The sequence below is a fragment of the Xanthomonas sp. DAR 80977 genome (assembly GCF_041240605.1).
GTDB lineage: Bacteria > Pseudomonadota > Gammaproteobacteria > Xanthomonadales > Xanthomonadaceae > Xanthomonas_A > Xanthomonas_A bundabergensis.
Genome location: NZ_CP162487.1, coordinates 1450794 through 1471797, shown reverse-complemented (window position 1 = coordinate 1471797; position 21004 = coordinate 1450794). Strand labels below are relative to the sequence as shown.

At 67.9% G+C, this 21004-nt stretch carries 21 protein-coding genes and 1 tRNA gene; 2 read left to right on the top strand and 20 right to left on the bottom strand.

What is annotated here, in order from left to right; all coding sequences use genetic code 11:
• Window positions 1–197: 197 nt before the first annotated feature.
• On the bottom strand, window positions 198–2207 hold the full coding sequence (locus AB3X10_RS06215) for a TonB-dependent receptor (protein ID WP_369981680.1): 2010 nt from the start codon (window positions 2205–2207) through the stop codon (window positions 198–200).
• Between the two features lie 505 nt (window positions 2208–2712).
• The gene (locus AB3X10_RS06210) at window positions 2713–3330 is read right to left on the bottom strand and encodes a LysE/ArgO family amino acid transporter (protein ID WP_369979980.1); all 618 of its coding nucleotides are present in this window, start codon (window positions 3328–3330) and stop codon (window positions 2713–2715) included.
• A gap of 103 nt (window positions 3331–3433) precedes the next feature.
• Here AB3X10_RS06210 and AB3X10_RS06205 point away from each other — a divergent pair, with 103 nt between their 5' ends.
• Window positions 3434–4342, top strand: a complete 909-nt coding sequence (locus tag AB3X10_RS06205) for a LysR family transcriptional regulator ArgP (protein WP_369979978.1) — start codon at window positions 3434–3436, stop codon at window positions 4340–4342.
• 173 nt (window positions 4343–4515) lie between these two features.
• On the opposite strand, the gene AB3X10_RS06200 is transcribed toward AB3X10_RS06205, so the two are convergent.
• The 18 genes from AB3X10_RS06200 to AB3X10_RS06115 all read right to left on the bottom strand — a co-directional run bounded on the left by AB3X10_RS06200 (window position 4516) and on the right by AB3X10_RS06115 (window position 18780).
• Window positions 4516–4591 (bottom strand) — tRNA-Lys (locus AB3X10_RS06200).
• Window positions 4592–4654: 63 nt separating this feature from the next.
• On the bottom strand, window positions 4655–5320 hold the full coding sequence (queC, locus tag AB3X10_RS06195) for a 7-cyano-7-deazaguanine synthase QueC (protein ID WP_369979976.1): 666 nt from the start codon (window positions 5318–5320) through the stop codon (window positions 4655–4657).
• A gap of 116 nt (window positions 5321–5436) precedes the next feature.
• Window positions 5437–6114 (bottom strand): 7-carboxy-7-deazaguanine synthase QueE, encoded by a 678-nt coding sequence (queE, locus tag AB3X10_RS06190; protein ID WP_369979974.1) that lies wholly within the window; start codon window positions 6112–6114, stop codon window positions 5437–5439.
• Window positions 6115–6160: 46 nt separating this feature from the next.
• Window positions 6161–6976 (bottom strand): tol-pal system protein YbgF, encoded by an 816-nt coding sequence (ybgF, locus tag AB3X10_RS06185; RefSeq protein ID WP_369979972.1) that lies wholly within the window; start codon window positions 6974–6976, stop codon window positions 6161–6163.
• Window positions 6977–6979: 3 nt separating this feature from the next.
• A complete protein-coding gene (gene pal, locus AB3X10_RS06180; RefSeq protein WP_179566532.1) occupies window positions 6980–7498 on the bottom strand; it encodes a peptidoglycan-associated lipoprotein Pal in 519 nt (172 codons plus the stop codon).
• Between the two features lie 71 nt (window positions 7499–7569).
• The gene (gene tolB / locus AB3X10_RS06175) at window positions 7570–8889 is read right to left on the bottom strand and encodes a Tol-Pal system beta propeller repeat protein TolB (RefSeq protein WP_145702228.1); all 1320 of its coding nucleotides are present in this window, start codon (window positions 8887–8889) and stop codon (window positions 7570–7572) included.
• Window positions 8890–9119: 230 nt separating this feature from the next.
• Window positions 9120–10121, bottom strand: a complete 1002-nt coding sequence (gene tolA / locus AB3X10_RS06170) for a cell envelope integrity protein TolA (RefSeq protein ID WP_369979969.1) — start codon at window positions 10119–10121, stop codon at window positions 9120–9122.
• Window positions 10111–10548: a protein TolR gene (tolR, locus tag AB3X10_RS06165; protein WP_369979967.1), complete on the bottom strand. Its 438-nt coding sequence runs from the start codon at window positions 10546–10548 to the stop codon at window positions 10111–10113. The genes tolA and tolR overlap by 11 nt, the downstream gene beginning before the upstream one ends.
• Window positions 10549–10588: 40 nt before the next feature.
• The gene (gene tolQ, locus AB3X10_RS06160) at window positions 10589–11365 is read right to left on the bottom strand and encodes a protein TolQ (RefSeq protein WP_145702232.1); all 777 of its coding nucleotides are present in this window, start codon (window positions 11363–11365) and stop codon (window positions 10589–10591) included.
• Window positions 11362–11862, bottom strand: coding sequence for a tol-pal system-associated acyl-CoA thioesterase (ybgC, locus tag AB3X10_RS06155; protein ID WP_369979965.1), 501 nt, complete (start codon window positions 11860–11862; stop codon window positions 11362–11364). Before ybgC ends, tolQ begins: the two co-directional genes overlap by 4 nt.
• Entirely contained in the window at window positions 11859–12893 is a 1035-nt protein-coding gene (gene ruvB / locus AB3X10_RS06150) for a Holliday junction branch migration DNA helicase RuvB (protein WP_369979964.1), read from the bottom strand. Before ruvB ends, ybgC begins: the two co-directional genes overlap by 4 nt.
• 131 nt (window positions 12894–13024) lie before the next feature.
• Window positions 13025–14944 carry a potassium transporter Kup gene (locus AB3X10_RS06145; RefSeq protein WP_369979962.1) on the bottom strand — a complete coding sequence of 640 codons (1920 nt, stop codon included), beginning with the start codon at window positions 14942–14944 and terminating at the stop codon, window positions 13025–13027.
• Window positions 14945–14996: 52 nt separating this feature from the next.
• Window positions 14997–15581, bottom strand: a complete 585-nt coding sequence (gene ruvA / locus AB3X10_RS06140; RefSeq protein WP_145702240.1) for a Holliday junction branch migration protein RuvA — start codon at window positions 15579–15581, stop codon at window positions 14997–14999.
• A gap of 124 nt (window positions 15582–15705) precedes the next feature.
• Window positions 15706–16272, bottom strand: coding sequence for a crossover junction endodeoxyribonuclease RuvC (gene ruvC, locus AB3X10_RS06135; protein WP_369979960.1), 567 nt, complete (start codon window positions 16270–16272; stop codon window positions 15706–15708).
• 127 nt (window positions 16273–16399) lie between these two features.
• Window positions 16400–17131: a YebC/PmpR family DNA-binding transcriptional regulator gene (locus AB3X10_RS06130; RefSeq protein WP_369979958.1), complete on the bottom strand. Its 732-nt coding sequence runs from the start codon at window positions 17129–17131 to the stop codon at window positions 16400–16402.
• An 80-nt stretch (window positions 17132–17211) separates the two neighbouring features.
• Window positions 17212–17898 (bottom strand): esterase/lipase family protein, encoded by a 687-nt coding sequence (locus tag AB3X10_RS06125; protein WP_369979956.1) that lies wholly within the window; start codon window positions 17896–17898, stop codon window positions 17212–17214.
• Window positions 17870–18181, bottom strand: a complete 312-nt coding sequence (locus AB3X10_RS06120) for an I78 family peptidase inhibitor (protein WP_369979955.1) — start codon at window positions 18179–18181, stop codon at window positions 17870–17872. Before AB3X10_RS06120 ends, AB3X10_RS06125 begins: the two co-directional genes overlap by 29 nt.
• A gap of 260 nt (window positions 18182–18441) precedes the next feature.
• Window positions 18442–18780, bottom strand: coding sequence for a hypothetical protein (locus AB3X10_RS06115; RefSeq protein ID WP_369979953.1), 339 nt, complete (start codon window positions 18778–18780; stop codon window positions 18442–18444).
• 16 nt (window positions 18781–18796) lie between these two features.
• Between AB3X10_RS06115 and AB3X10_RS06110 the strand changes: the two genes are divergently transcribed.
• Window positions 18797–21004: a ricin-type beta-trefoil lectin domain protein gene (locus AB3X10_RS06110; RefSeq protein WP_369979951.1), complete on the top strand. Its 2208-nt coding sequence runs from the start codon at window positions 18797–18799 to the stop codon at window positions 21002–21004.

Below are 21004 nucleotides of genomic sequence, written 5' to 3'. Positions count from 1 at the left end.
GCGGCTAACGTCTAGGCATGCAGGTCGGGTAGGCACGCTGGTCGGGCGCAAGCCCGGCTCCAGCGGATGGCGCAGCCGTCACTCCCGCCACACTCGCCTCCATCGCCAAACGACACAGCGTGGCGACGCGTGCACGGCCGCGCACGGCCAGGACACGGACGCGCGCGCGTCACGCCCGCGCCGCGCCAGGCGGCGGCTCAGAAATCCAGGCTGTAGCCCACCGTCAGCGTGCGCCCGCGCCCGGCGAAGTAGCGGTCCGGTTCGACCAGCGCGCTCTGCGAGTAGTAGGTGATGTACTGGCGATCCAGCAGGTTGGCGACGGCCAGGCGCAGTTCGCCCTGGCGCAACCTGTAGTTCAGCGCCGCATCGACCAGCGCGTAGCCGCTGAACCGCTTCTGCGGATCGTCGAAGCTGCGGCTGAACGCGTATTGCGCCTGCACGAAACTCGACAGCCGCGGAGTCCACTGCGCCGACCAGGTGCCGATGACGCGGTTGGGCGCGATGTTCAGCCCGTCCAGATGGGCGTCCAGGCTGCCGTTGCCGTCGCTGTCGTAGCGCCCGCGCGTATACGCATAGGCCAGGCCGACGCGCTGCCGCTCGCTGATCCGGTACTTGGCGCTGGCATCCACGCCTTCGATGCGGGTCTTCTCCCGCGCCATCTGGAACGCGCCGTCCACCGCGATCACCCGGGTGCCGTAATCCGAGCGCGACTGGAACACGCCGACATCCACATCCCACGCCTCGCCGCGCATGCGCGTGCCCAGTTCGACGTTGCGGGTCAGCACCGGCTGCAGCGCGCTCAGGCTGGCGACCGTGGTCCCCGGAGTATTGATCGAGCGCAGCACGCGGCCCACGTCGGGCATGCCGAAGCCTTCGGAATAGCTGGCGAAGACGTTGAAGCGCTCGCTCGGCGCGAACACCGCGCCGGCGTTGTACAGCGTCTCGGCGAACGACAGCGTGCCGCCCTGCACCTGCACGCGGTTGTAGCGCGCCAGGGTCTGGTAGCTGTCGATGCGCAGCTTCGCGTCCTCGTGGCGCACGCCGCCATGCACGGTCAGCTGCGGCAGCAGCCGGTACTCGCCCTGCAGGAACGCCGCCAGGTCGCGGTACTGCGATTCGGGCACATAGGTGCGGCCGGTGCCGTACAGGTCCTGCTTGCCGCTGTCCCACAGGGTGTCGAAGCCGCCGGTGAGCTTGAGCCGGCCATCGAGCAGGCCGTCCTTGCCGAGGCTGGTCTTGGAGCCCCACTTCGACGCCACCGAGCGCGACTGGTCGTACAGCGTGCCGTTGGGCGCGATCCGCGGATCCTGGAAGGTGGCCGAATTGTCGGCGCCGAACAGGCCTTCGAACTCCTGGTTGAACACCATCGCCTTCAGTTCCATGCCGGCCAGATCGTGGTGGGCATAGGACAGGCCGGTGGTCCATACGTCGTTCCACGGCGGCGTGCCTTCGGGCCGCCCGCGCACCGAGGTGGTCGGGATGCCGAGCTCGCGATCGCCGGCCACGCCCAGGTACTCGGCCTTGGACTTGATGCGGTAGCGGTTGGAACTGAACTGCAGTTCCTGGCGGTCGTCGATCCAGTAGCCCAGCTTGGCATGCAGGTCGTAGGCGCGCGTGGCCATCAGGTCGCCCTGGGTCACGTCGGTGCCGATCGCGCGCCCATCGCCGTCCAGGTACAGGCCCTGGTCCTCGTAGCCGACGGCGAACAGGTAGTCGAGCTTGTCCTGGCGGCCGTCGACGCGGTAGCTGGTCTTGTAGCTCAGGGTCTCGGCATCGACGTCGGTGCTCGGCGCGGTGGCCTGCACCTCGAGGTGCTGGTTGAGCGCGCCCGGCTGCGGACGGCGCGTGACCAGGTTGATGGTGCCGCCGGTCGCGCCCAGGCCGTTCATCGCGTTGGCGCCCTGGATCACCTCGATGCGCTCGACCATCGCGTAGTCGATCGTATGCGCCTCGCGCCCGGTCGGGCGCAGCGGGTTGGACTGCGGGATGCCGTCGACCAGGATCAGCGGCGTGCGCCCGCGCAAGGTCTCGCCGCTGCCGTTCATCTTGCCGCGGCTGGGGGTATACGACGGCAGCAGGCTGGACAGCAGGTCCGACGAATTGCTGCTGATGGTCAGCTGCTGCGCGATCTCCTGCTGGTCGATCACCACCACCGTCTGCGGCGCGGTCTCCGCGGGCTGGTCGGTGCGCGAGGCGCTGACGACCACGGTATCCAAGGTTTGCGGGGAGGGCGACTGCGCCCGGGCGACAGTGACGGCAGCCGCCAGCGGAAGCACCGCGACGGACAGGGAACACAGCAAACGCATCAACGGATCCTTGTGACAGGGACGGCGCCAATCGCAGATATGCCGGCGCCGTCCGATAACGAGAATGATTATTATACGCACAAGCGCACGTTCGACCGCCGTCTCGCCGCAGCGCTCGTCCGTCTCCGCTTCGCGCCGCAAGCGAGTGGCGCGACCTGCACCGCGTTCGAGCGCAATCCCCCGTGCGGACGCGGCGTGGCAAAAACCCTGCGAAGCGCGGCGCAACCGCCGCAGATTCGCTGCCCGCAGGCCTGGCCTTGCGGCGGGAAGAGCGTCCTGGCGGGCCACCGTCTGCGTGCCCGGGAAGCAGCGCTCCATCGGCGATTGCGGATGAAACGGCGCGTTGAACATACCGCGCATGCGGCGCGTGCGCGTCGCCGGCTCGGAAACAGCCCGACCGAGGCAGTCAGCCGAGTGGCCGCAGCAGCAGCAACAGGCACAGCGCCAGCATGAAAACGGCGATGCAGGCATCCAGTACCCGCCATGCGCGGGGATTGCGGAACACCGGCTGCAGCAGCCGCGCGCCATACCCCAGGCCGCAGAACCACACCACGCTCGCCAGGCAGGCGCCGAATGCGAACGCCCAACGCAGCGTCCCCGGATAGCGGGTGGACAGGCTGCCGAGCAGGACCATCGTGTCGAGATACACGTGCGGATTGAGAAACGTGAAGGCCAGGCAGGTCAGCAACACGCGGCGCCAGCTCGCCGGCTGCTCGCCCTGCGCCTGCAGTGCGCCGGCACCGCGCCACGCGCGCCGTGCCGCCATCAGCCCATAGACGCCGAGGAAGGCCGCACCGGCGTAGCGCAGCACCTGCAGCAGTCCGGGCCACTGCTGCACCAGCGCGCCGATGCCGGCGACCCCGAGCACGATCAGGGCGATATCCCCGAATGCGCAGACCGCGACCACCAGCGCCACATGCTGCCGCTTCAAGCCCTGACGCAACACGAAGGCGTTCTGCGCGCCGATCGCGATGATCAGGCCGGCACTGGCGATGAAACCGGCAAGCGTCGCTTCGAGCAACATGGGGATGGCCAGGACTGCGGGATGCGCATCCTGGCCTTGGCCGCGCCATTAGCCAAGCTAAATATTCTGTAGGCTATGAAGCAAATCTAATCGCCTCCACGCCATGGATCTGCTTCATCCGCAACTGGCCGCGTTCTCCGCCGTGCTCGAAGAGGGCAGCTTCGAGGCGGCCGCGCGCCGCCTGGCGGTGACCGCCTCGGCGGTATCGCAGCGGATCAAGGCGCTGGAAGACCGGCTCGGGCAGGTGCTGGTCGTACGCCAGGCGCCGTGCCGGCCGACCTCGGCAGGCGAAAGGCTGCTGCGCCGGGTGCGGCCGATGCAGGCGCTGGAGGCCGAGGCGATGGCCGACTTCCTGCCGGGCGCGGCCGACGCCGGACGCGTCCGCAGCATCGCGATCGCGGTCAACGACGACTCGTTGCAGACCTGGTTCCTCGCCGCACTGTCGTCCCTGCACCATGCGCACGGCTTCCTGTTCGACGTGCACGTGGACGACCAGGACCACACCTTGGAACTGCTGCGCAACGGCACCGTGCTTGGCGCAGTCACATCCGCGAGCAAGCCGCTGCAGGGCTGCAACGTCCATCCCCTGGGCGCCATGCGCTACTACGCGATCGCCTCGCCGGCATTCGTCGCCCGCCACTTCGCCGCAGGATTCAGCGCGGCGGCGCTGGCGCATGCGCCGATGATGGTGTTCAACCGCAAGGACGATCTGCAGGCGCGCTTCGTGCGGCGCATCACCCGCACCTACCTCGCCCCTCCCATCCACTACCTGCCGACCTCCACCGGCTTCGTCGAAGCCGCCGCACGCGGTCTCGGATGGTGCCTCGCCCCCGAGCAACTGGTCATGCCGGCGTTGCGGGAGAAGAAGATCGTCATCGTCGACCCGCAACGCTGGCTGGACGTGCCGCTCTATTGGCAGCACGCGGCAGTGCGCTCAAGCGTCCTGCAGCAGATCGGCCAGGCGCTGAGAGACGCGGCGGCGGGCATGCAGGCTGCGCGGCAACGCGCGTAAGCCGGAGCGCCCGGCGCGATCGCGAATTGGTGCGGCGGCCAGGCAGCCACGCTGTCCTCGCCATGCCCACGGCAGCCATGTTCGACGCCATGCCGTCACCATCATTGCCGGAGGATGTCTCAGGCATTTGCGACGAAATCGCCTGAAGAAGCGAGTCGACGCAGCGACTCGAATGGTGGGCCGTGATGGATTCGAACCATCGACCAAAAGATTAAAAGTCTTCTGCTCTACCGACTGAGCTAACGGCCCAAAACAATGCCCCGGCCTTGCGCCGGGGTGCGTATTCTACCCCACCCCCGCGCCAACGCGAAATCAGGCGTAGCGGGTGGGGTCGGCCACGCCGGCGTCGGCGAAGCCGGCCGCGCGCAGGCGGCAGGCGTCGCAGTGGCCGCAGGCGCGGCCGTCGGCATCGGCGCGGTAGCAGGACACGGTCAAGCCGAAATCCACGCCCAGGCGCACGCCCTCGCGCACGATGTCGGCCTTGCTCATGCGCTGCAGCGGCGCGTGCACGCGCAGCCCGGCGCCTTCCACGCCGGCCTTGGTGGCCAGGTTGGCCAGCGTCTGGAACGCGTCGATGAACTCGGGGCGGCAGTCGGGGTAGCCGGAATAGTCCACGGCGTTGACCCCGCAGAAGATGTCCGCCGCGCCCAGCACTTCGGCCCAGCCCAGCGCCACCGACAGCATGATGGTGTTGCGCGCCGGCACATAGGTGACCGGGATGCCCTCGCCGCCGGCGTCCGGCACCTCGATGTCGTCGGTCAGCGCGGAGCCGCCGATGCTGCGCAGGTCGACGTTGACCGTCTTGTGCGCCACCGCGCCGAGCGCGCCGGCGACACGCGTGGCCGCGTCCAGTTCGGACGTATGCCGCTGCCCGTAGCTGACGCTCAGCGCATGCACGGCATAGCCCTGCTCGCGGGCGATGGCGACGACGACGGCGGAATCCATGCCACCGGAGAGTAGGACGACGGCGTTTTTCATTGAAGGGCCGGGATTTGGGATTGGAGATTGGGGATTCGCAAAAGCTACAGCACGCCATTGGACATCGGAGGGGAGCTTCTACGAATCCCCAATCCCGAATGCCCAATCCCGGCTTCTCACCGGCCCGGCTCGTCGTTCCACAGCAGCTTGTGCAGCTGCATCTGGAAGCGCACCGGCAGGCGGTCGGCGACGATCCAGTCGGCCAGGTCGCGCGGCGCCAGTTCGCTCTTGCTCGGCGAGAACCAGACGGTGCAGCGCTCGTGCAGGCGGTGTTCGGCGACGATCGCGCGCGCCCAGTCGTAGTCGGCGCGGCCGCACAGCACGAACTTGATCTGGTCGCGCGCGGTCAGCAGCGGCAGGTTTTCCCAGCGGTTGCGCGACGCTTCCTGCGAGGCCGGGGTCTTGATGTCGAGCACCCGCGACACGCGCGGGTCGACCTCGGCGATGTCGAGCGCGCCGGAGGTCTCCAGCGACACGTCGTAGCCGGCGTCGCACAGTTGCTCGAGCAGGCGCAGGCAGCGCTTCTGCGCCAGCGGCTCGCCGCCGGTCACGCAGACGTGGCGCACGCCGTGGCGCGCCACTTCGGCCAGGATCGCGTCGATGTCCCGCCACTGCCCGCCGTGGAAGGCGTAGGCGGTGTCGCAGTAGCTGCAGCGCAGCGGGCAGCCGGTCAGGCGCACGAACACGGTCGGCCAGCCGGCGCTGTCGGCCTCGCCCTGCAGCGACAGGAAGATCTCCGTCAGCTTCAGGCGCGGCAGCGGGCTTTGTACGATTTCGCTGGGAACGGCGGCCATGGCGGGAAAGTATGCCCCCGCGACGATGGCGGCAGCGTTCGGGGGCTCAGCGCAGCTGCTGGCCGATGCGGATCGACTGCAGGCGGTCCTGCGCGGTGCGCGCGGCATCCGATCCCGGATACTGGCTGATCACCTGCTGCAGGGTCTGCTCGGCGTCCTGGGTGCGGCCTTCGCCGTACTGGGACAGGCCCAGCTTGAGCAGGCCGCCGGATGCCTTGTCGTGGGTCGGGTAGCGGCCGATCAGGTCGCGGAACTGCGCCTCGGCCAACGGGAAATTCTTGGTGGCGTAATAGCTCTCGCCCAGCCAATACAGGGCATTCGGGGCGTAGACGCCGTTCGGGTACAGCTCGAGGAAGCTCTGGAACAGGTTGGCCGAGTCGGCGTACTTGCCGGCCTTCAGCGCATCGAAGGCGACGTTGTAGCTGGTGCGCTCGTCGCCGCTAGCGGCGAGCGTGCCGGCATCGCCATGCACCGACGGCGGCCGTTCGGAAACGGCGGCAGCCGGCTTGGCGGCAGATGCGGGCGCGGCGGCCGGTGCGGCAGCGCCAGCCGCCGGCAACGGCGGCGTGGCGCCACCCTCGATCCGGTTCAGGCGGCCGTCCAGGTCCAGGTACTGGTCCTTGGCGCGTTGCTTGAGCTGCTCGTTGTCGTGCTGCAACTGCTCGATCGTGGCCTCCAGCGACTGCATCTGCGTCCGCAGCTGGTTGAGCTGGTTCAGCATGTCGGTGTTGGCCTGGGTATTCATTGCCTGCTGCTCGAGCGCGGACACGCGGTCGGCCAGGCTTGCGCGCTGCGCATATGCCGGCGCGGCGGCCACCAGGGCCGCCGCGACGATCATCGATGTGAGGACACCGATACGCATCTATTACTGCGCCGTGTACACGATCTCGACGCGACGGTTCTGCGACCAGCAGGACTCGTTCGACTCGGTGCACACCGGACGCTCTTCGCCGTAGCTGACCACGGTCAGCTGCGCAGCCGAACCGCCGGCAGCCTGCAGCGCCGAAGACACGGCATTGCCACGACGCTCGCCCAGGCCCATGTTGTACTCGCGCGAACCGCGCTCGTCGGCATTGCCCTGCAGGGTGATGCGCGAGGACGGACGGTCACGCAGGTACTTGGCGTGGCAGGCCATGATCGCCTGGAACTCCGGCTTCAGCGAGTCCTGGTCCAGATCGAAGTAGACCACGCGCTGGCGCAGGCAGGCATCGGTATCCAGGTCGCCCGGGCCGTACAGGCCGGAGGTCGACGGGCCGGTCGGGGTGGTGGAGCCGGTGGTGCCGGTGGTGTCGGTCGGGGGAACTTCCTTGACCTTCTTGGAGCAGCCGGCCAGAGCTGCGACGGACAACAGCGAAACAAGCAGAACGCGGGTGGTCTTGTTCATGGGGATACCTTTGTGGCTCCTGAGCCGATGAGGGGTTCAACGCAGCGAAATATTAACATCAAACATTCATGTCAACGCGCAGTCCGATACGGCGACCACGACGGCTCGCGCACGTCGCCGTCGGCCAGGACCAGGCGCTGGCGGACCCGGGCGTCGGCCGACACCGCGTACAGCACCCCTCGCCCGCCCTCGCGGGCGGCATACAGGACCATGCTGGCGTTGGGCGCGAAGCTCGGCGACTCGTCCAACGACCCCGTAGACAATGTGCTCCAGCGCGGCGAACCCAGGCTGCGGTCCATCATCGCGATCTTGTAGGTATTGCCGCTGCCCTGGGCGACGGCGATCTTGTTGCCGTCGAAGGACACGCTGGCGGTGGCGTTGTAGTTGCCCTGGAAGGTCACCCGGCTGGCGCTGCCGCCGGTCGCCGCCACCTGGTAGATCTGCGGGCGGCCGCCGCGGTCGGAGGTGAAGTAGATGGTGCTGCCGTCCGGCGCCCAGGTCGGCTCGGTGTCGATGCCGAAGTGGTTGGTCAGCTGGGTCAGCTGCTTGCTGCCCAGGTCCATCACGTAGATCTCCGGGTTGCCGCTGCGCGACAGCGCCAGGGCCAGCTTGCGGCCGTCCGGCGAGAACGAGGGCGCGCCGTTGATGCCGCGGAAGCTGGACACCAGCTGGCGGGCGCCGGTGGCGATGTCCTGGATGTAGATCGAGGAGTTGCCGCGCTCGAAGCTCACGTAGGCGAGCTTCTTGCCGTCCGGGCTCCAGTTCGGCGACAGCAGCGGCTCGGCCGAGCGCACGATGGTCTGCGGGTTGTAGCCGTCGGAGTCGGCGACCATCAGCGCATAGCGCATCGCCCCGCCCTTGCCGCTGGCGGTGACGTAGGCGATGCGGGTCCAGAACGCGCCGCGCACGCCGGTGATCTTCTCGTAGATGGCATCGGCCATCTGGTGCGCCACGTCGCGCATCGCGCTGGCGCGGGCGGTCATCGCCAGGCCGAGCATGCGCTCGCCCTTGGCCACGTCGAACAGTTCGTACTCGACCCGGTAGGTGCCTTCGCCGGCGTCCATCACCCGGCCGGCGACCAGGTAGTCCTGCTTCAGCGCGCGCCAGGTGGCGTACTGGACTTCGCTGCCGCGGGTCGGGCGCTCGACGATCTGCGCCTCGGGCAGGTTGCGGAACTGGCCGGAACGGTCCAGGTCGGCGCGGACCACCGCGGCCACGTCGGTGGACGGCGCGGCGGCCGAACCCTGGTAGGGCATCGGCACCACGGTGATCGGGGTCGCCGACGCGTTGCCGCCGACGATGTCGATTTCCAGGCCCTTGTCCTGCGCGGACGCGGCCAAGGGGAGCAACAGGGCAGTCAGGACGGCAAGCCAGCGCGGCAGTTTCTTCATGGGTCGCTCAGCGGTACTCGGGAAGGCGCAAGAGATAGCAATGCGCGGGTGAACGTATTCGCAATCATGAACCATCGATATGTGAAGCCGATGGCAGGAAGCCCGGATTATCGCCTATCGCACCGCCGCCCGGGGCGTTCGCCGGGCCTCTTCAGGCCGGGAAGCAAGCTTTTTGGACCCTGGACAGGGAGCGTGCGCATCCCCAATCCCGAATCCCCAATCCCGGCCGCTCAGCGATCCTGCGCAGTGAAGTTGAAGGTCAGGTCGCGCGCGAACACCGATTCGAAGCCCCGGTACGGCAGCGGCTGCGCCCGCAGCACCGCGGCCTCGATCGAGCGCCGCCCGGCTTCGTCGTAGGGGCAATCGGGGCTGACCCGGGCCTCGATCACCTGCCCGCCGACGATCTGCTTGATCGCGATCTTGCACTTCTGCCCCAGCGGCACCGAATCCGGCCGCACCCACTGGCTCAGCACCGCCTGCTGGATCGCCGCGGCGTACTTGGCCGACAGGTCGGTATTGGTGCCGTTCTGCCCGGGCGCGGCCTGCGGCGTGGACGCGGCGGTGGCCGAGGCCTGCTTGGCGCGCACGTCGGCCAGCTGGCGCAGCTTCTGCTCGGCCAGCTTGGCCTCGCGGTCGGCCTGCTCGCGCTGCTTGCGGATCTCGGCGATCTTCTTCTGCCGCTCCTCCTCCTGCTGCGCGGCCAGGCGCTGCTTCTGCTCGGCCTCCTGCTGGCGCTTCTGCTCGGTCAGGTCGATCTGCTCCTGGCGGCGCTTGGCTTCCTGCTCCTGCTTCTCCTTTTCCTGGGAGATGGCGGTGCGGCTGGCGCGGTCCTGGTCGGTCTTGTCCGGCACCGGGATGAAATCCTGCGCCTTCTGCTGCTGCTCGGTCGGCGCCTGCTGCGGCTTGGGCACCGGCACCGGTTGCGGCGGCGGCACCGTGTCGTCCTCGGCGACTTCCTTGACCGGTTCGGGCAGCGGCTCGGGCAGCGGCTTGGGCGCGTCCTGCACCGCCTTCTGCGCCGAACGCACGTCCGCGGCCGACACCACCAGCGAGGCCTCGACCATCGGCGAGCCGGCCGCCGGCTCCACCTCGCGCACCGGCGACCACCACCAGGCAAGGAAGAACAGCAGCCCGAGCAGCACGTGCACGGCCAGCGCGAGGAGCACGCCGACGATCAGGCCCTGGTCGCTGTCCTGTGCGCGGGGCGGACGGGAATCGGCTTCAGCGTGCATTGGTACCGGGCTGGCTCATCAGGCCCACCTTGGGAACGCCGGCCTGCTGCAGCATGACCATGGTGTCCATGACCAGCTGGTAGTTGGAACTGCCGGGCGCGGCGACGAACACCGGCACGTCCTTGTTCTGGCTGACGAAGGCCTGCATCTTCGCCTTCAGCTCGGGCGCGCCGATCTTCTCCGGCTTGCCGTCCTGCAGGGTCAGCGTGTAGCGGCCCTCGCCGTTGACGGTGACGATGACCGGATCCTTCTTGCTCTCCACCGAGCGCGCGGTGGAATCGGGCAGGTCCACGTCCACGCTCAGGCTGAGCAGCGGCGCGGTGACCATGAAGATGATCAGCAGCACCAGCATCACGTCGATGTACGGCACGACGTTGATCTCGGACTTGAGCTTGCGGCGCTTGCGGCGGGAAATGGCGGCAGTCATGCGGGAATCCTGGGGTCTTGGGCGGAGCGCGCGGCGGCGCTCAGTCGCCGCTGGCCTGGCGCTGCAGGATGGAGCTGAACTCTTCGGAGAAGGTCTCGAAGCGCACCGCGATCCGCTCGACCCGGGTGGTGAAGCGGTTGTACGCCCACACCGCCGGGATCGCCACGAACAGGCCGATGGCGGTGGCGAACAGCGCCTCGGAGATGCCCGGCGCGACCGCGGCGATGCCCGCCTGCTGGCCGCTGTTGAGCATGTCGTGCATGGTCACCATGATGCCGAACACGGTGCCGACCAGGCCCACGTAGGGCGCGGTGGAGCCGATGTTGGCGAGCAGTTCCAGGTTGCGCTCCAGGCGGTCCACTTCACGGGCGTAGGTCGCGCGCATCGCCCGCTGCGCGCCTTCCAGCTGGATGCGCGCGTCGAGCTTGCGCTTGTCGCGCAGGCGGGTGAACTCGCGGAAGCCGGCCTCGAAGATCGCCTCCAGCCCGCCGACCACGCGGTTGCGGTCGGCCGCGCCGGCGTAGAGCTTGGTCAGGTCGGTACCGGACCAGAAGCGGTTCTCGAAGTCGTCCGCCTCGCGGTTGGCCTGCTTGAACACCCGCGCCTTGCGGAAGATGATCACCCAGCTGATCAGCGAGCCGAGCAGCAGCAGCAGCACGATCACCTTGACCGGCAGGCTGGCCTTCATCAGCAGGTCCAGGTAGTTGATGCCGCCATGGGCGGCCGTGCTGGCGACGGCCTGCGCGGCGGTCTGGGTCACGTCCTGCGGTAGCGCCTCCGCCACCGTGTCCTGCAGGGCCAGGAGCAATGCGATCATCCGTCGTTCCTCAGTAATGCTGCTTCAGTGATTTCGAGAGCTTTCAATCGGTCGTACAGCGCGTCGTCCATGCCGCGCGGGCGGAAACTGCCGGCGCCCAGCGCCGCCACCTTCACCTGCGCGCGCAACAGCAGCTCGCCGTCGCGGTGGATCGACTGCGCGAACAGCAGGCTGGCGCGCTTGCACTGCGTCAGCGCGACGCCGACCTGCAACGTATCGTCCAGGTGTGCCGGGCGCAGGAAGTCGAGTTGCATCGCGCGCACCGCGAACACCAGATCGTGCTGCAGGCGCAGGCGCTCCTGTCCGTAGCCCAGCGCGCGCAGCCACTCCGTGCGCGCCCGCTCCAGAAAGGCGACGTAGCGTGCATGGTAGACCACGCCACCGGCGTCGGTATCTTCCCAGTAGATGCGTGTCGGCCAACTGAATAGCTGCCGGGATTGGGGATTCGGGATTGGGGATTCGCCGGGCGACGGCGTGTCCTGGTGGCTCGCGGTCAAAACAGCCCTCCCGAATCCCCAATCCCCATTCCCGAATCCCGCTTGGGCGGAAGGCCCAGGTGCAGATAGGCCTTGTTGGTCGCCATGCGCCCGCGCGCGGTGCGGATCAGGTAGCCCTGCTGGATCAGGTAGGGCTCGATCACGTCTTCCAGGGTGCCGCGCTCTTCCGACAGCGAGGCGGCCAGCGACTCGACCCCGACCGGGCCGCCGTCGAAGTAGTCGATGATGGTGCGCAGCAGGCGCCGGTCGAGCTCGTCGAAGCCTTCCGGGTCGACCTTGAGCATCTGCATCGCCGCCTGCGCCACGTCCAGGTCGATGTGCCCGCCGGCGCGGACCTGGGCGAAGTCGCGAACCCGCCGCAGCAGCCGGTTGGCGATGCGCGGGGTGCCGCGCGCGCGCCGCGCGATCTCCGCGCAGCCGTCGGCGTCGCAGGCGATGCCGAGGATGCCGGCGGAGCGGCGCACGATCTTGCCCAGTTCCTCGGGGGTGTAGAACGCCAGGCGCTGCACGATGCCGAAGCGGTCGCGCAGCGGCGCGGTCAGCAGGCCGGCGCGGGTGGTGGCGCCGATCAGGGTGAACGGCGGCAGGTCGATCTTGATCGAGCGCGCAGCCGGGCCCTCGCCGATCATGATGTCGATCTGGAAGTCTTCCATCGCCGGGTACAGCACTTCCTCGACCACCGGCGACAGGCGGTGGATCTCGTCCACGAACAGCACGTCGTGCGGCTGCAGGTTGGTCAGCAGCGCCGCCAGGTCGCCGGCCTTCTCGATCACCGGGCCGGAAGTGGTGCGCAGGTTGACCCCCAGCTCGTTGGCGATGACATGGCTGAGCGTGGTCTTGCCCAGGCCCGGCGGGCCGAAGATCAGCACATGGTCCATCGCCTCGCCGCGCGCCTTGGCCGCCTCGATATAGATCGACAGCTGCTCGCGCACCGGCTGCTGGCCGAGGTAGTCGGCCAGGCGCTTGGGGCGGATGCTGGCCTCGACCGCGTCGTCTTCGCGGGTGGCGCTGCTGGCGATGAGGCGGTCCATTTAGAGCAGGGATCGGGGAGTCGAGATTCGGGATTGGTAGCGCAATAGTATCGACTGCGGGACGGCTTCGGCGCTATGGCCTCGACCAATCCCGAATCCCCAATCCCCGATCCCGGCCCCCGCAGGCGGCTTCAGATCTCCACCTGCGCGCCCAGCTCCACCAGCCGGTTGCCGGGGATGCGGAAGAAGCCGGTGGCCGGCGCGGCGTTGCGGTGCATGACCGCGAACAGCTTGTCGCGCCAGATCGGCATGCCGCGGTTGGCGCTGGCGACGATGGTCTCGCGGCTGGCGAAATAGGTGGTGTCCATCGGGTCGAAGTAGATGCCGCCCTGGTCGCAGGAGCGCATCAGCGCCAGCGGCACGTCGGGGGTCTCCATGAAGCCGAAGCGCACGATCACCCGGTAGAACTCGTCGCCGATGGCGTCCATCTTCAGCCGCTGCTTGGCCGAAGCGTACGGCACCGGCAGGGTCTCCACGGTCAGGAACACGTTGCGCTCGTGCAGCACCTTGTTGTGCTTGAGGTTGTGCATCAGCGCATGCGGCACCACGGTCGCGTCGGCGGTCAGGAACACCGCGGTGCCGGGCACGCGCACCGGCGGCGCCAGCATCAGCCCGGGCAGGAAGCTGTCGATCTGGATGCCGTCCTTGCGGATCTCCTCGCGCAGCAGTTCGCGGCCGCGGCGCCAGGTGCGCATCATGGTGAACATCACGATGCCCAGCGCCACCGGGAACCAGGCGCCCTGCAGCAGCTTGGCGCCGTTGGCGACCAGGAACGCGGCGTCGATGACGAAGAACACCACGCACAGCGGCAGCACCCAGTTGCGCCAGCGCGGCCACAGCGCGCGCGCCACCAGCGCCAGCAGCAGGGTGTCGATCAGCATCGTCGCCGACACCGAGATGCCGTAGGCCACCGCCAGGTTGGTGGAACTGCGGAAGATCAGCACCAGCGCGATCACCATCACCATCAGCAGCCAGTTGATGCCCGGGATGTAGATCTGGCCGATGGTGTCGTGCGAGGTGTGCTTGATCAGCATGCGCGGGATGTAGCCCAGCTGCATCGCCTGGCGCGCGATCGAGAACGCGCCGGTGATCACCGCCTGCGAGGCGATCACCGCCGCCAGCGTGGCCAGCACGATCATCGGGTACAGCGCCCAGCCCGGCACCGCCTCGAAGAACGGGTTCTTCAGCGCCGAGGGATGCTTGAGCACCAGCGCGCCCTGCCCCAGGTAGTTCAGCACCAGGCACGGCAGCACGAAGAAGTACCAGGCGTGGCGGATCGGGCGCGCGCCGAAGTGGCCCATGTCCGCGTACAGCGCCTCGCCGCCGGTCACCGCCAGCACCACCGCGCCGAGGATCCACACCCCGTGCCAACCGTGGTCGAGGAAGAAGCGGATCGCCCACCACGGGTTGAACGCCTTCAGCACTTCCGGCGCATCGACGATGTTCCAGATGCCGATCGCCGCCAGCGACAGGAACCACAGGCAGGTGATCGGGCCGAACACCTTGCCGACCTTCTCGGTGCCGAAGCGCTGGCCCAGGAACAGGATCACCAGCACCACCACGGTGATCGGCACGATGAAGGCGTGCAGGCCCGGCGCGGCCACCTCCAGGCCCTCGACCGCGCCCAGCACCGAGATCGCCGGGGTGATCACGCCGTCGCCGAAGAACAGCGAGGCGCCGAAGATACCGAGGATGCCGACCACGTAGGCCGAGCGCGAGCCCTTGCGCATGGTGCGCTGGGTCAGCGCCATCAGCGCCATGATGCCGCCCTCGCCCTCGTTGTCGGCGCGCATGATGATGGTGACGTACTTCAGCGTGACCACGATCATCAGCGACCAGAACGCAAGCGACAGCACCCCGAGCACGGTGTCGTGGTCGCTGCTCAGGCCATAGTGCGGCGAGAACGCCTCCTTCAGCGTGTACAGCGGGCTGGTGCCGATGTCGCCGAACACCACGCCGATGGCGCCGATGATCAGCGCGAAGCCGGCCTTGCCATGCGAGGCGTCGGCCGAATGGCCGGAGCCGGGGGACGGAGCGGGAGTGGTGGACATGTGGGGATCAGGTTAGCGCCGCGAGGCGTGAAGAAGGAGCTACGGCGCGGGGTCAGCGCAACGCGGCCTGCAGGGCCTTGCGGATCACGGTGGCGACCTCGTCGCCGTCGGCGGCGGCATCGCGCGCCATCTTCGCCGCCTCGGCCGGCTTGTAGCCGAGCTGTTGCAGCGCCACGGTGGCCTCGGAAACCGCATCGGTGCCGAGCTGGCCGGTGACCGGCGCGCCGCCGCTGAAGTCCGCGGCGCGGTCGCGCAGTTCCACCACCATGCGCTCGGCGGTCTTCTTGCCGATGCCCGGGATGCGGGTCAGCGCGGTGACGTCGGCGGCGGTGACCATCCGCGCGAACTCGTCCACGCTGACCCCGGACAGCACCGCCAGCGCGATCTTGGCGCCGATCCCGGTGACCCGCTGCACGTCGCGGAACAGGCGCCGCTCGCCCTCGCGCAGGAAGCCGTACAGCGACACGCTGTCCTCCTTCTGCGCGTAGTGGGTGAACAGGATCACGTCGCGGCCGACGTCGGGCAGGTCGTAGAAGGTGCTCATCGGCGCCTCCAGCTCATAGCCGACCCCGCCCACGTCGATCACCAGCCACGGCGGCTGCTTGTAGGCGAGGATGCCGCGCAGACGGCCGATCATTGGGCGCCTCGTGCGAGGCGCCGGGATTGGGGATTGGGGATTGGGGATTGGCAACAGCCTCGCGCAAGCGCGCCGGCCCCGCTTTGACGAATCCCCAATCCCGAATCACGAATCCCGGCTCCACTCATTTCCTGCTCCAAGCCTGTTGCGTACTGACGCCCAGGCGCTGCGCGGTCGCGCGCACGTGGGCATGGGTGATGGCCACCGCCAGCGCGTCGGCGGCGTCGGCCTGCAGTTTGCCGGTCAGGCTCAGCATCAGACCGACCATATGTTGCACCTGCTGCTTCTCCGCCGCGCCCTTGCCGACGATGGCCAGCTTGATCTCCTTGGCCGCGTACTCGTGCACCGGCAACTCTCGCAACACCACCGCGCAGATCGCCGCGCCGCGCGCGTGGCCGAGCTTCAGCGCCGCGTCGGCGCTCTTGCCCATGAACACCCGCTCGATCGCCACTTCCTGCGGCTGGTAGGCGTCGATCAACGCGCCCAGCCCGTGCAGCAAACGCTTGAGCCGCTGCGAGAAGTCGCCCTCGCCGAGCAGCAGCAGCGGCGCATGGTGCACATGGGTGGTGCGGCCGCTGCCATCGACGTCGATGATGCCCACGCCGGTGCGCTGCGAGCCCGGATCGATGCCGAGGATGCGGACGTTGCCGGGACTCGGGACGCGGGACGCGGGACTCGAGGGGCCGGCCACTGGACTGGTTCGCGCGGGTACGGCCCGGGGCGACGGCGATCCGCCCGGCCCCGTCGACGCAACGTTCCGGGTCCCGGGTCCCGGGTCCCGGGTCCCGGCACCGTCCCGAGTCCCGGCCGTCGCCATCTCAGCCGCCACTCAACGCGGACTGATCGGCATTGGAATAGACCGCCTGCACGTCGTCCAGGTCTTCCAGCATGTCCAGCAGCTTGCGCACCTGCAGCGCGGTGTCGCCTTCCACGGCGATGTCGTTGTCGGCGCGGAAGCTGATTTCGGCATGGTCGGCGACCAGGCCGGCCGCCTGCATCGCGTCCTTTACCGCCTGGAACGCGTCCGGCGAGGTCAGCACGTCGATCGCGCCGTCTTCCGGGTAGACCACGATGTCGTCGGCGCCGGCGTCGATCGCGGCCTCGGTGATCTTCTCTTCGTCGGCGCCGGCAGCGAAGCTGAGCACGCCCAGGCGCTTGAACATGAACGCCACCGAGCCTTCGGTGCCCATGTTGCCGCCGCACTTGCTGAAGGCGTGGCGCACGTCGGCCACGGTACGCACGCGGTTGTCGGTCAGGCAATCGACGATCACCGCCACCCCGCCCGGGGCGTAGCCCTCGTAGCGGATTTCCTCGTACTCCACCCCTTCCAGCTCGCCGGTGGCCTTCTTGATCGCGCGCTCGATCACGTCCTTGGACATGTTCGAGGCCAGGCCCTTGTCCATGGCCACGCGCAGGCGCGGGTTGTTGGACGGGTCGCCGCCGCCGGCGCGCGCGGCGACGCCGATCTCGCGGATGATCTTGGTGAAAATCTTGCCGCGCTTCGCATCGGATGCGTTCTTGCGGGCTTCGATCGAGGGGCCTCTACCCATGGGGCGTTCCGGACATCAGTAAGGACAAGCGGCGGATTTTACTCGATTGCGCCGCCGCGCCCCATCGGCGATGCACGCGCTCAGCCGGCGAAGCGGCCATGGCGCAGGAACGCCGCGGTCTGGCGCGCGGCCAGCGGCGAGAACAACAGGCCGCTGTGGCTGGCGCGCACCAGGCAATGGTCGCGCAGCCCCGGCAGGCGGGTCTCGGCCAGGGCCACGGTGCCGTCCGATTCCGGCCCCAGTGCGGCGATGCGGCTGCCCAGCCCCAGCGCGACGCTGCCGGCCACCATGCCCACCGCGGCACGACCGTCCCACTGCCCGAGGCCGTGCTGCAGCAGGCCCGCGCTGCGCCCCAGGGCGACGCCGAGGCCGCGTCGCAGCAGCGCCTGCGCCACCGCACTGCCGGCCAGCGGGCTGCCCAGGCACACCACCCGGGTCACCGGCAGCTGCGGCGCATCGCGCAGGGCATGCAGGGCGATCAGCCCGCCCAGGCTGTGCCCGACCAGCGCCACCGGTCCTCGCTCCGCCAACTGCGCGATCCGCTGCTGCAGGCGCGGCAGCGCCGCCTCGGCGCCGCCGAACGCGGTCGAATAGCCGAAGGTGGCGACGCGGAAACCGTCGCGGCGCAACCGCCAGGCCAGCGGGCCGAGCCAGGCACGGGCGTTCCAGATCCCATGCAGCAGCAGGACCTGCGGCAGGGAGTCGGCAGTGGCGCCCGCCGCGGCCGGGCGCGCGGCCTCAGCCGCAGCTGACCCGGACGATGACATTGGACGCATCCAGGAACAGGTTCAGCCGGTCCGGGCGCAGGTCCCGGGTCACCGCCTGGCCCGGGGCGATCGGTCGCAGCTGGCCGGCGCCGCTGGCCTTGCGGGCCCGTTCCAGGGTCGCCTCGGTCGCGGCCTGGCCGACCGCCCACGCCACCGGCCCGGCCTGGCAACGGCCATCGCCCTGCAGCGCCGCCCCGTCGCCGGCCGTCGGCAACGGGGCCTGCGCCGCGCATGCGGCCAGCAGCGGCAACACGGCGGCGGCCCATCTCAGTGGTCGCGACATGGCGATGTCCTTGTCGAAAAGAAGTCACTCCCGAGTTTACGGCGTGCCGCTGCGCAGGACATGGGCAAGCTGGCGGACCATGGGTGTTCGCGACGAGAAGGGCCACCCGGAGCGGGACAGCTCCGCGCCTGCCGCCAGATTGCGTCCCGCGTCGGTTGGCGATGAAGCGGCAACCACATGCACCGAGGCGCCATGACAACCAGTCCCTTTGCAAACCATGGCTGGCGCTGGACAGGTGCAACTGATATGCCACCACGACATCAGGCACTCCGGGTCCAGACATCAGGTCCGGACAGCCTGAACATGAAGCTGTCACCCTCATGAACCGAACGAAGACGCTCGCGCCGCCATCTCAAGAAAGCTAGATTCAGGTCGATAAAAATCTGCAGCAGGACGCGCAGGTGTCCGGGGGGAAATTTGAAATGACCACCTGACATGCTGGCGATGAAGCACTCGCGGTTCTTGAAGCGGTGGAAGGCCGGGCTTGCTGCCAGGCAGATAGAACACTCTCCCTGCGGATCAGGTAACCGCTCGATCCAGGTCCTTGCCCGCGCACAAGGGCAATGACACAACACCATCGCGCAGATAAACGCAGCCAACCGGGAACCTCGTTGCATGCATAACAAAGGCATCATTTGGGCATCGTGCGTTGCCATTGCGGCCGGGATCTGGCTTGGCGGTTGCGTGTCCAAAGCCGGAGCGCCTCCGTCTTCGTCGACAGATGGCCAGGCCACCGCGCAGGGATCAGTGCCTGCCGCGACCCCACTCGTTCGCGGCCCCGCCCTTGGCGTATCGGCACCGGTTGCAGGCGTCTCGGCGAACTTCGATGCGCCAGACAACGGCACGCTGGTCACCTATGACAGCCACGCCGCGCCGCGCCGAGACGGGCCATTCGCACTCTATCCTGCACGCATCAGCGAACGTTATGCGTTGAGAGCCACGATGGAGGGCGCGATGACGATCATCGCGCCGGACGGCACCCGGCTGCAGATGGATTACGTCCGTCACACCGAAGGCAAGAACGGCAACTGGACCTGGGTAGGCCGCCTGCCGGGCTCCCAGGTAGGCGAGGAATCGGTCATCACCTTCGGCAAGAACGCGGTGTTCGGTTCGCTCGGCAGCAGCGGCGGCAAGGTCTACCGGATTTCCACCGTTGATGGCCAGCCCTATGTCATGGCCGCATCCGAAGTCGAATTGCGATCGGCGGCACCCAGCAGGCGCGGCGACGCACGGCAGATGCTGCCGACTGCCGACGCGACGCCGCTGGCGGCCGGAACCGGCGCCATCGCCGACTATGCGAGCCTGGCACAGGTGAATGCCGCAGCCGGCACCACCTCGACCAATACGATCGACGTCGTATTGGGTTACACGCCGGACTACAAAGCATATCGGGGCGGCGAGTCGGCCATAGAAACGGTGCTGACCAATCTCGTCGAGGTCGCCAACCAGGCCTTCGCCAATGCCAACGTGCAGGCGCGCTATCGCCTGGTCGGCATCATAGAAGTCGGCTACACCAACAACAACGACAATGGCCAGGCGCTGGACGAACTGACCTGGATCCAGGCGTCCAACGACGCATTCCGCCCGATTCGCCAGGTGCGCGAGAACTACGGCGCCGACCTGGTCGGCCTGGTCCGCCGCTTCAATAATGCCAGCCAAAATAATTGTGGCATCGCATGGGTGAACGGAGGAACCGATTCGCGTTACGCGTACGCGGTTGTTTCCGACGGCACCGATGGGAACTACTACTGTCCACCAACCACATTGGGGCATGAACTGGGACACCTGCTCGGATCGAATCACCAACGGGAAACCGGCCAAGAAACCGGATTCAACTACGGACATCGTAGCGACGTGGGCAGCTTCCATACGGTGATGGCATACGCCGTCAATGGTCAACGCGAGGTCAACATCTACTCGTCGCCGGTCATCCAGGGATGCTACGGACAGTCCTGCGGTATTGCCTCCCAAGCCGATAACGCGACGGCATTCCTAACCACCGTACCCAACATCGTTCAGTTCCGGGCAACTGTGGTGCCGTTCGACGACTCTAGTTCGCCCGGACAGATTGTCGGCCCTTCTGGCAAGTGCTTGGACGTGACGAATGGCCGGACCGATAATACCGCTCCAATCCAGGTCTGGGGATGCAATGGCTTACGGCAGCAAAAGTGGCATTGGCAGAGCCAGGGCCGATCGCTGCGCAGTTACGGCACCGACAAAGTCCTTGATATCGAGGGAGTGAATGCCAACGTTGGCGCGCGGATCCAGCTTTATCAGTTCCTCAACTCCCCCAACCAGCGCTGGAGTTTTCGGACCTCCTCGATTATCGCCAGCGGCGGCAAGGTATTGGACGTGACCAACAGGGGCACGGGCAACGGCGCGCACCTCCAGACCTGGGACAACCTGGGCGGCGCCAATCAGATATGGCAATTTGATCCTGCAACCGGGGCAATTCAGGTCTCCACCGGCAGGTGCCTGGACGTCGCCAACTACAGCGTTTACAGCGGCACCCCGGTGCAGTTATGGGACTGCTCAGGAACCAAGAACCAAAAATGGGCGTTGGGCCCGAATGGTTCGCTCATCGGCTATGGCGGAAACTGTCTTGAAGCCAGTGGCGGCTATGGCACGAACGGCAGCCCGATCGTCATGGCGACCTGCAATGGAAGCCAGGCGCAAACCTGGCGCATCCGTGGACAGATTCGCAGCGATTTGAACAACAGGTGCCTTGACGACTCTGCCGGCGGCACTGCCAATGGCGCGCGCGTACAGATGTGGGACTGCCTTGGCAATCCAAACCAGACGTGGGAAGTACAGTCCAACTAG

Excerpts from the sequence above, each read along its gene's own strand:
- AB3X10_RS06130 (WP_369979958.1), bottom strand. The coding sequence starts at position 17,131 with ATGGGTAGAGGCCCCTCGATCGAAGCCCGCAAGAACGCATCCGATGCG.
- pal (WP_179566532.1), bottom strand. The coding sequence starts at position 7,498 with ATGAACAAGACCACCCGCGTTCTGCTTGTTTCGCTGTTGTCCGTCGCA.
- AB3X10_RS06210 (WP_369979980.1), bottom strand. The coding sequence starts at position 3,330 with ATGTTGCTCGAAGCGACGCTTGCCGGTTTCATCGCCAGTGCCGGCCTG.
- ruvB (WP_369979964.1), bottom strand. The coding sequence starts at position 12,893 with ATGGACCGCCTCATCGCCAGCAGCGCCACCCGCGAAGACGACGCGGTC.
- tolB (WP_145702228.1), bottom strand. The coding sequence starts at position 8,889 with ATGAAGAAACTGCCGCGCTGGCTTGCCGTCCTGACTGCCCTGTTGCTC.
- AB3X10_RS06145 (WP_369979962.1), bottom strand. The coding sequence starts at position 14,944 with ATGTCCACCACTCCCGCTCCGTCCCCCGGCTCCGGCCATTCGGCCGAC.
- queC (WP_369979976.1), bottom strand. The coding sequence starts at position 5,320 with ATGAAAAACGCCGTCGTCCTACTCTCCGGTGGCATGGATTCCGCCGTC.
- AB3X10_RS06125 (WP_369979956.1), bottom strand. The coding sequence starts at position 17,898 with ATGTCATCGTCCGGGTCAGCTGCGGCTGAGGCCGCGCGCCCGGCCGCG.
- tolA (WP_369979969.1), bottom strand. The coding sequence starts at position 10,121 with ATGCACGCTGAAGCCGATTCCCGTCCGCCCCGCGCACAGGACAGCGAC.
- tolR (WP_369979967.1), bottom strand. The coding sequence starts at position 10,548 with ATGACTGCCGCCATTTCCCGCCGCAAGCGCCGCAAGCTCAAGTCCGAG.
- AB3X10_RS06205 (WP_369979978.1), top strand. The coding sequence starts at position 3,434 with ATGGATCTGCTTCATCCGCAACTGGCCGCGTTCTCCGCCGTGCTCGAA.
- AB3X10_RS06120 (WP_369979955.1), bottom strand. The coding sequence starts at position 18,181 with ATGTCGCGACCACTGAGATGGGCCGCCGCCGTGTTGCCGCTGCTGGCC.
- tolQ (WP_145702232.1), bottom strand. The coding sequence starts at position 11,365 with ATGATCGCATTGCTCCTGGCCCTGCAGGACACGGTGGCGGAGGCGCTA.
- AB3X10_RS06110 (WP_369979951.1), top strand. The coding sequence starts at position 18,797 with ATGCATAACAAAGGCATCATTTGGGCATCGTGCGTTGCCATTGCGGCC.
- ybgF (WP_369979972.1), bottom strand. The coding sequence starts at position 6,976 with ATGCGTATCGGTGTCCTCACATCGATGATCGTCGCGGCGGCCCTGGTG.
- queE (WP_369979974.1), bottom strand. The coding sequence starts at position 6,114 with ATGGCCGCCGTTCCCAGCGAAATCGTACAAAGCCCGCTGCCGCGCCTG.
- ruvA (WP_145702240.1), bottom strand. The coding sequence starts at position 15,581 with ATGATCGGCCGTCTGCGCGGCATCCTCGCCTACAAGCAGCCGCCGTGG.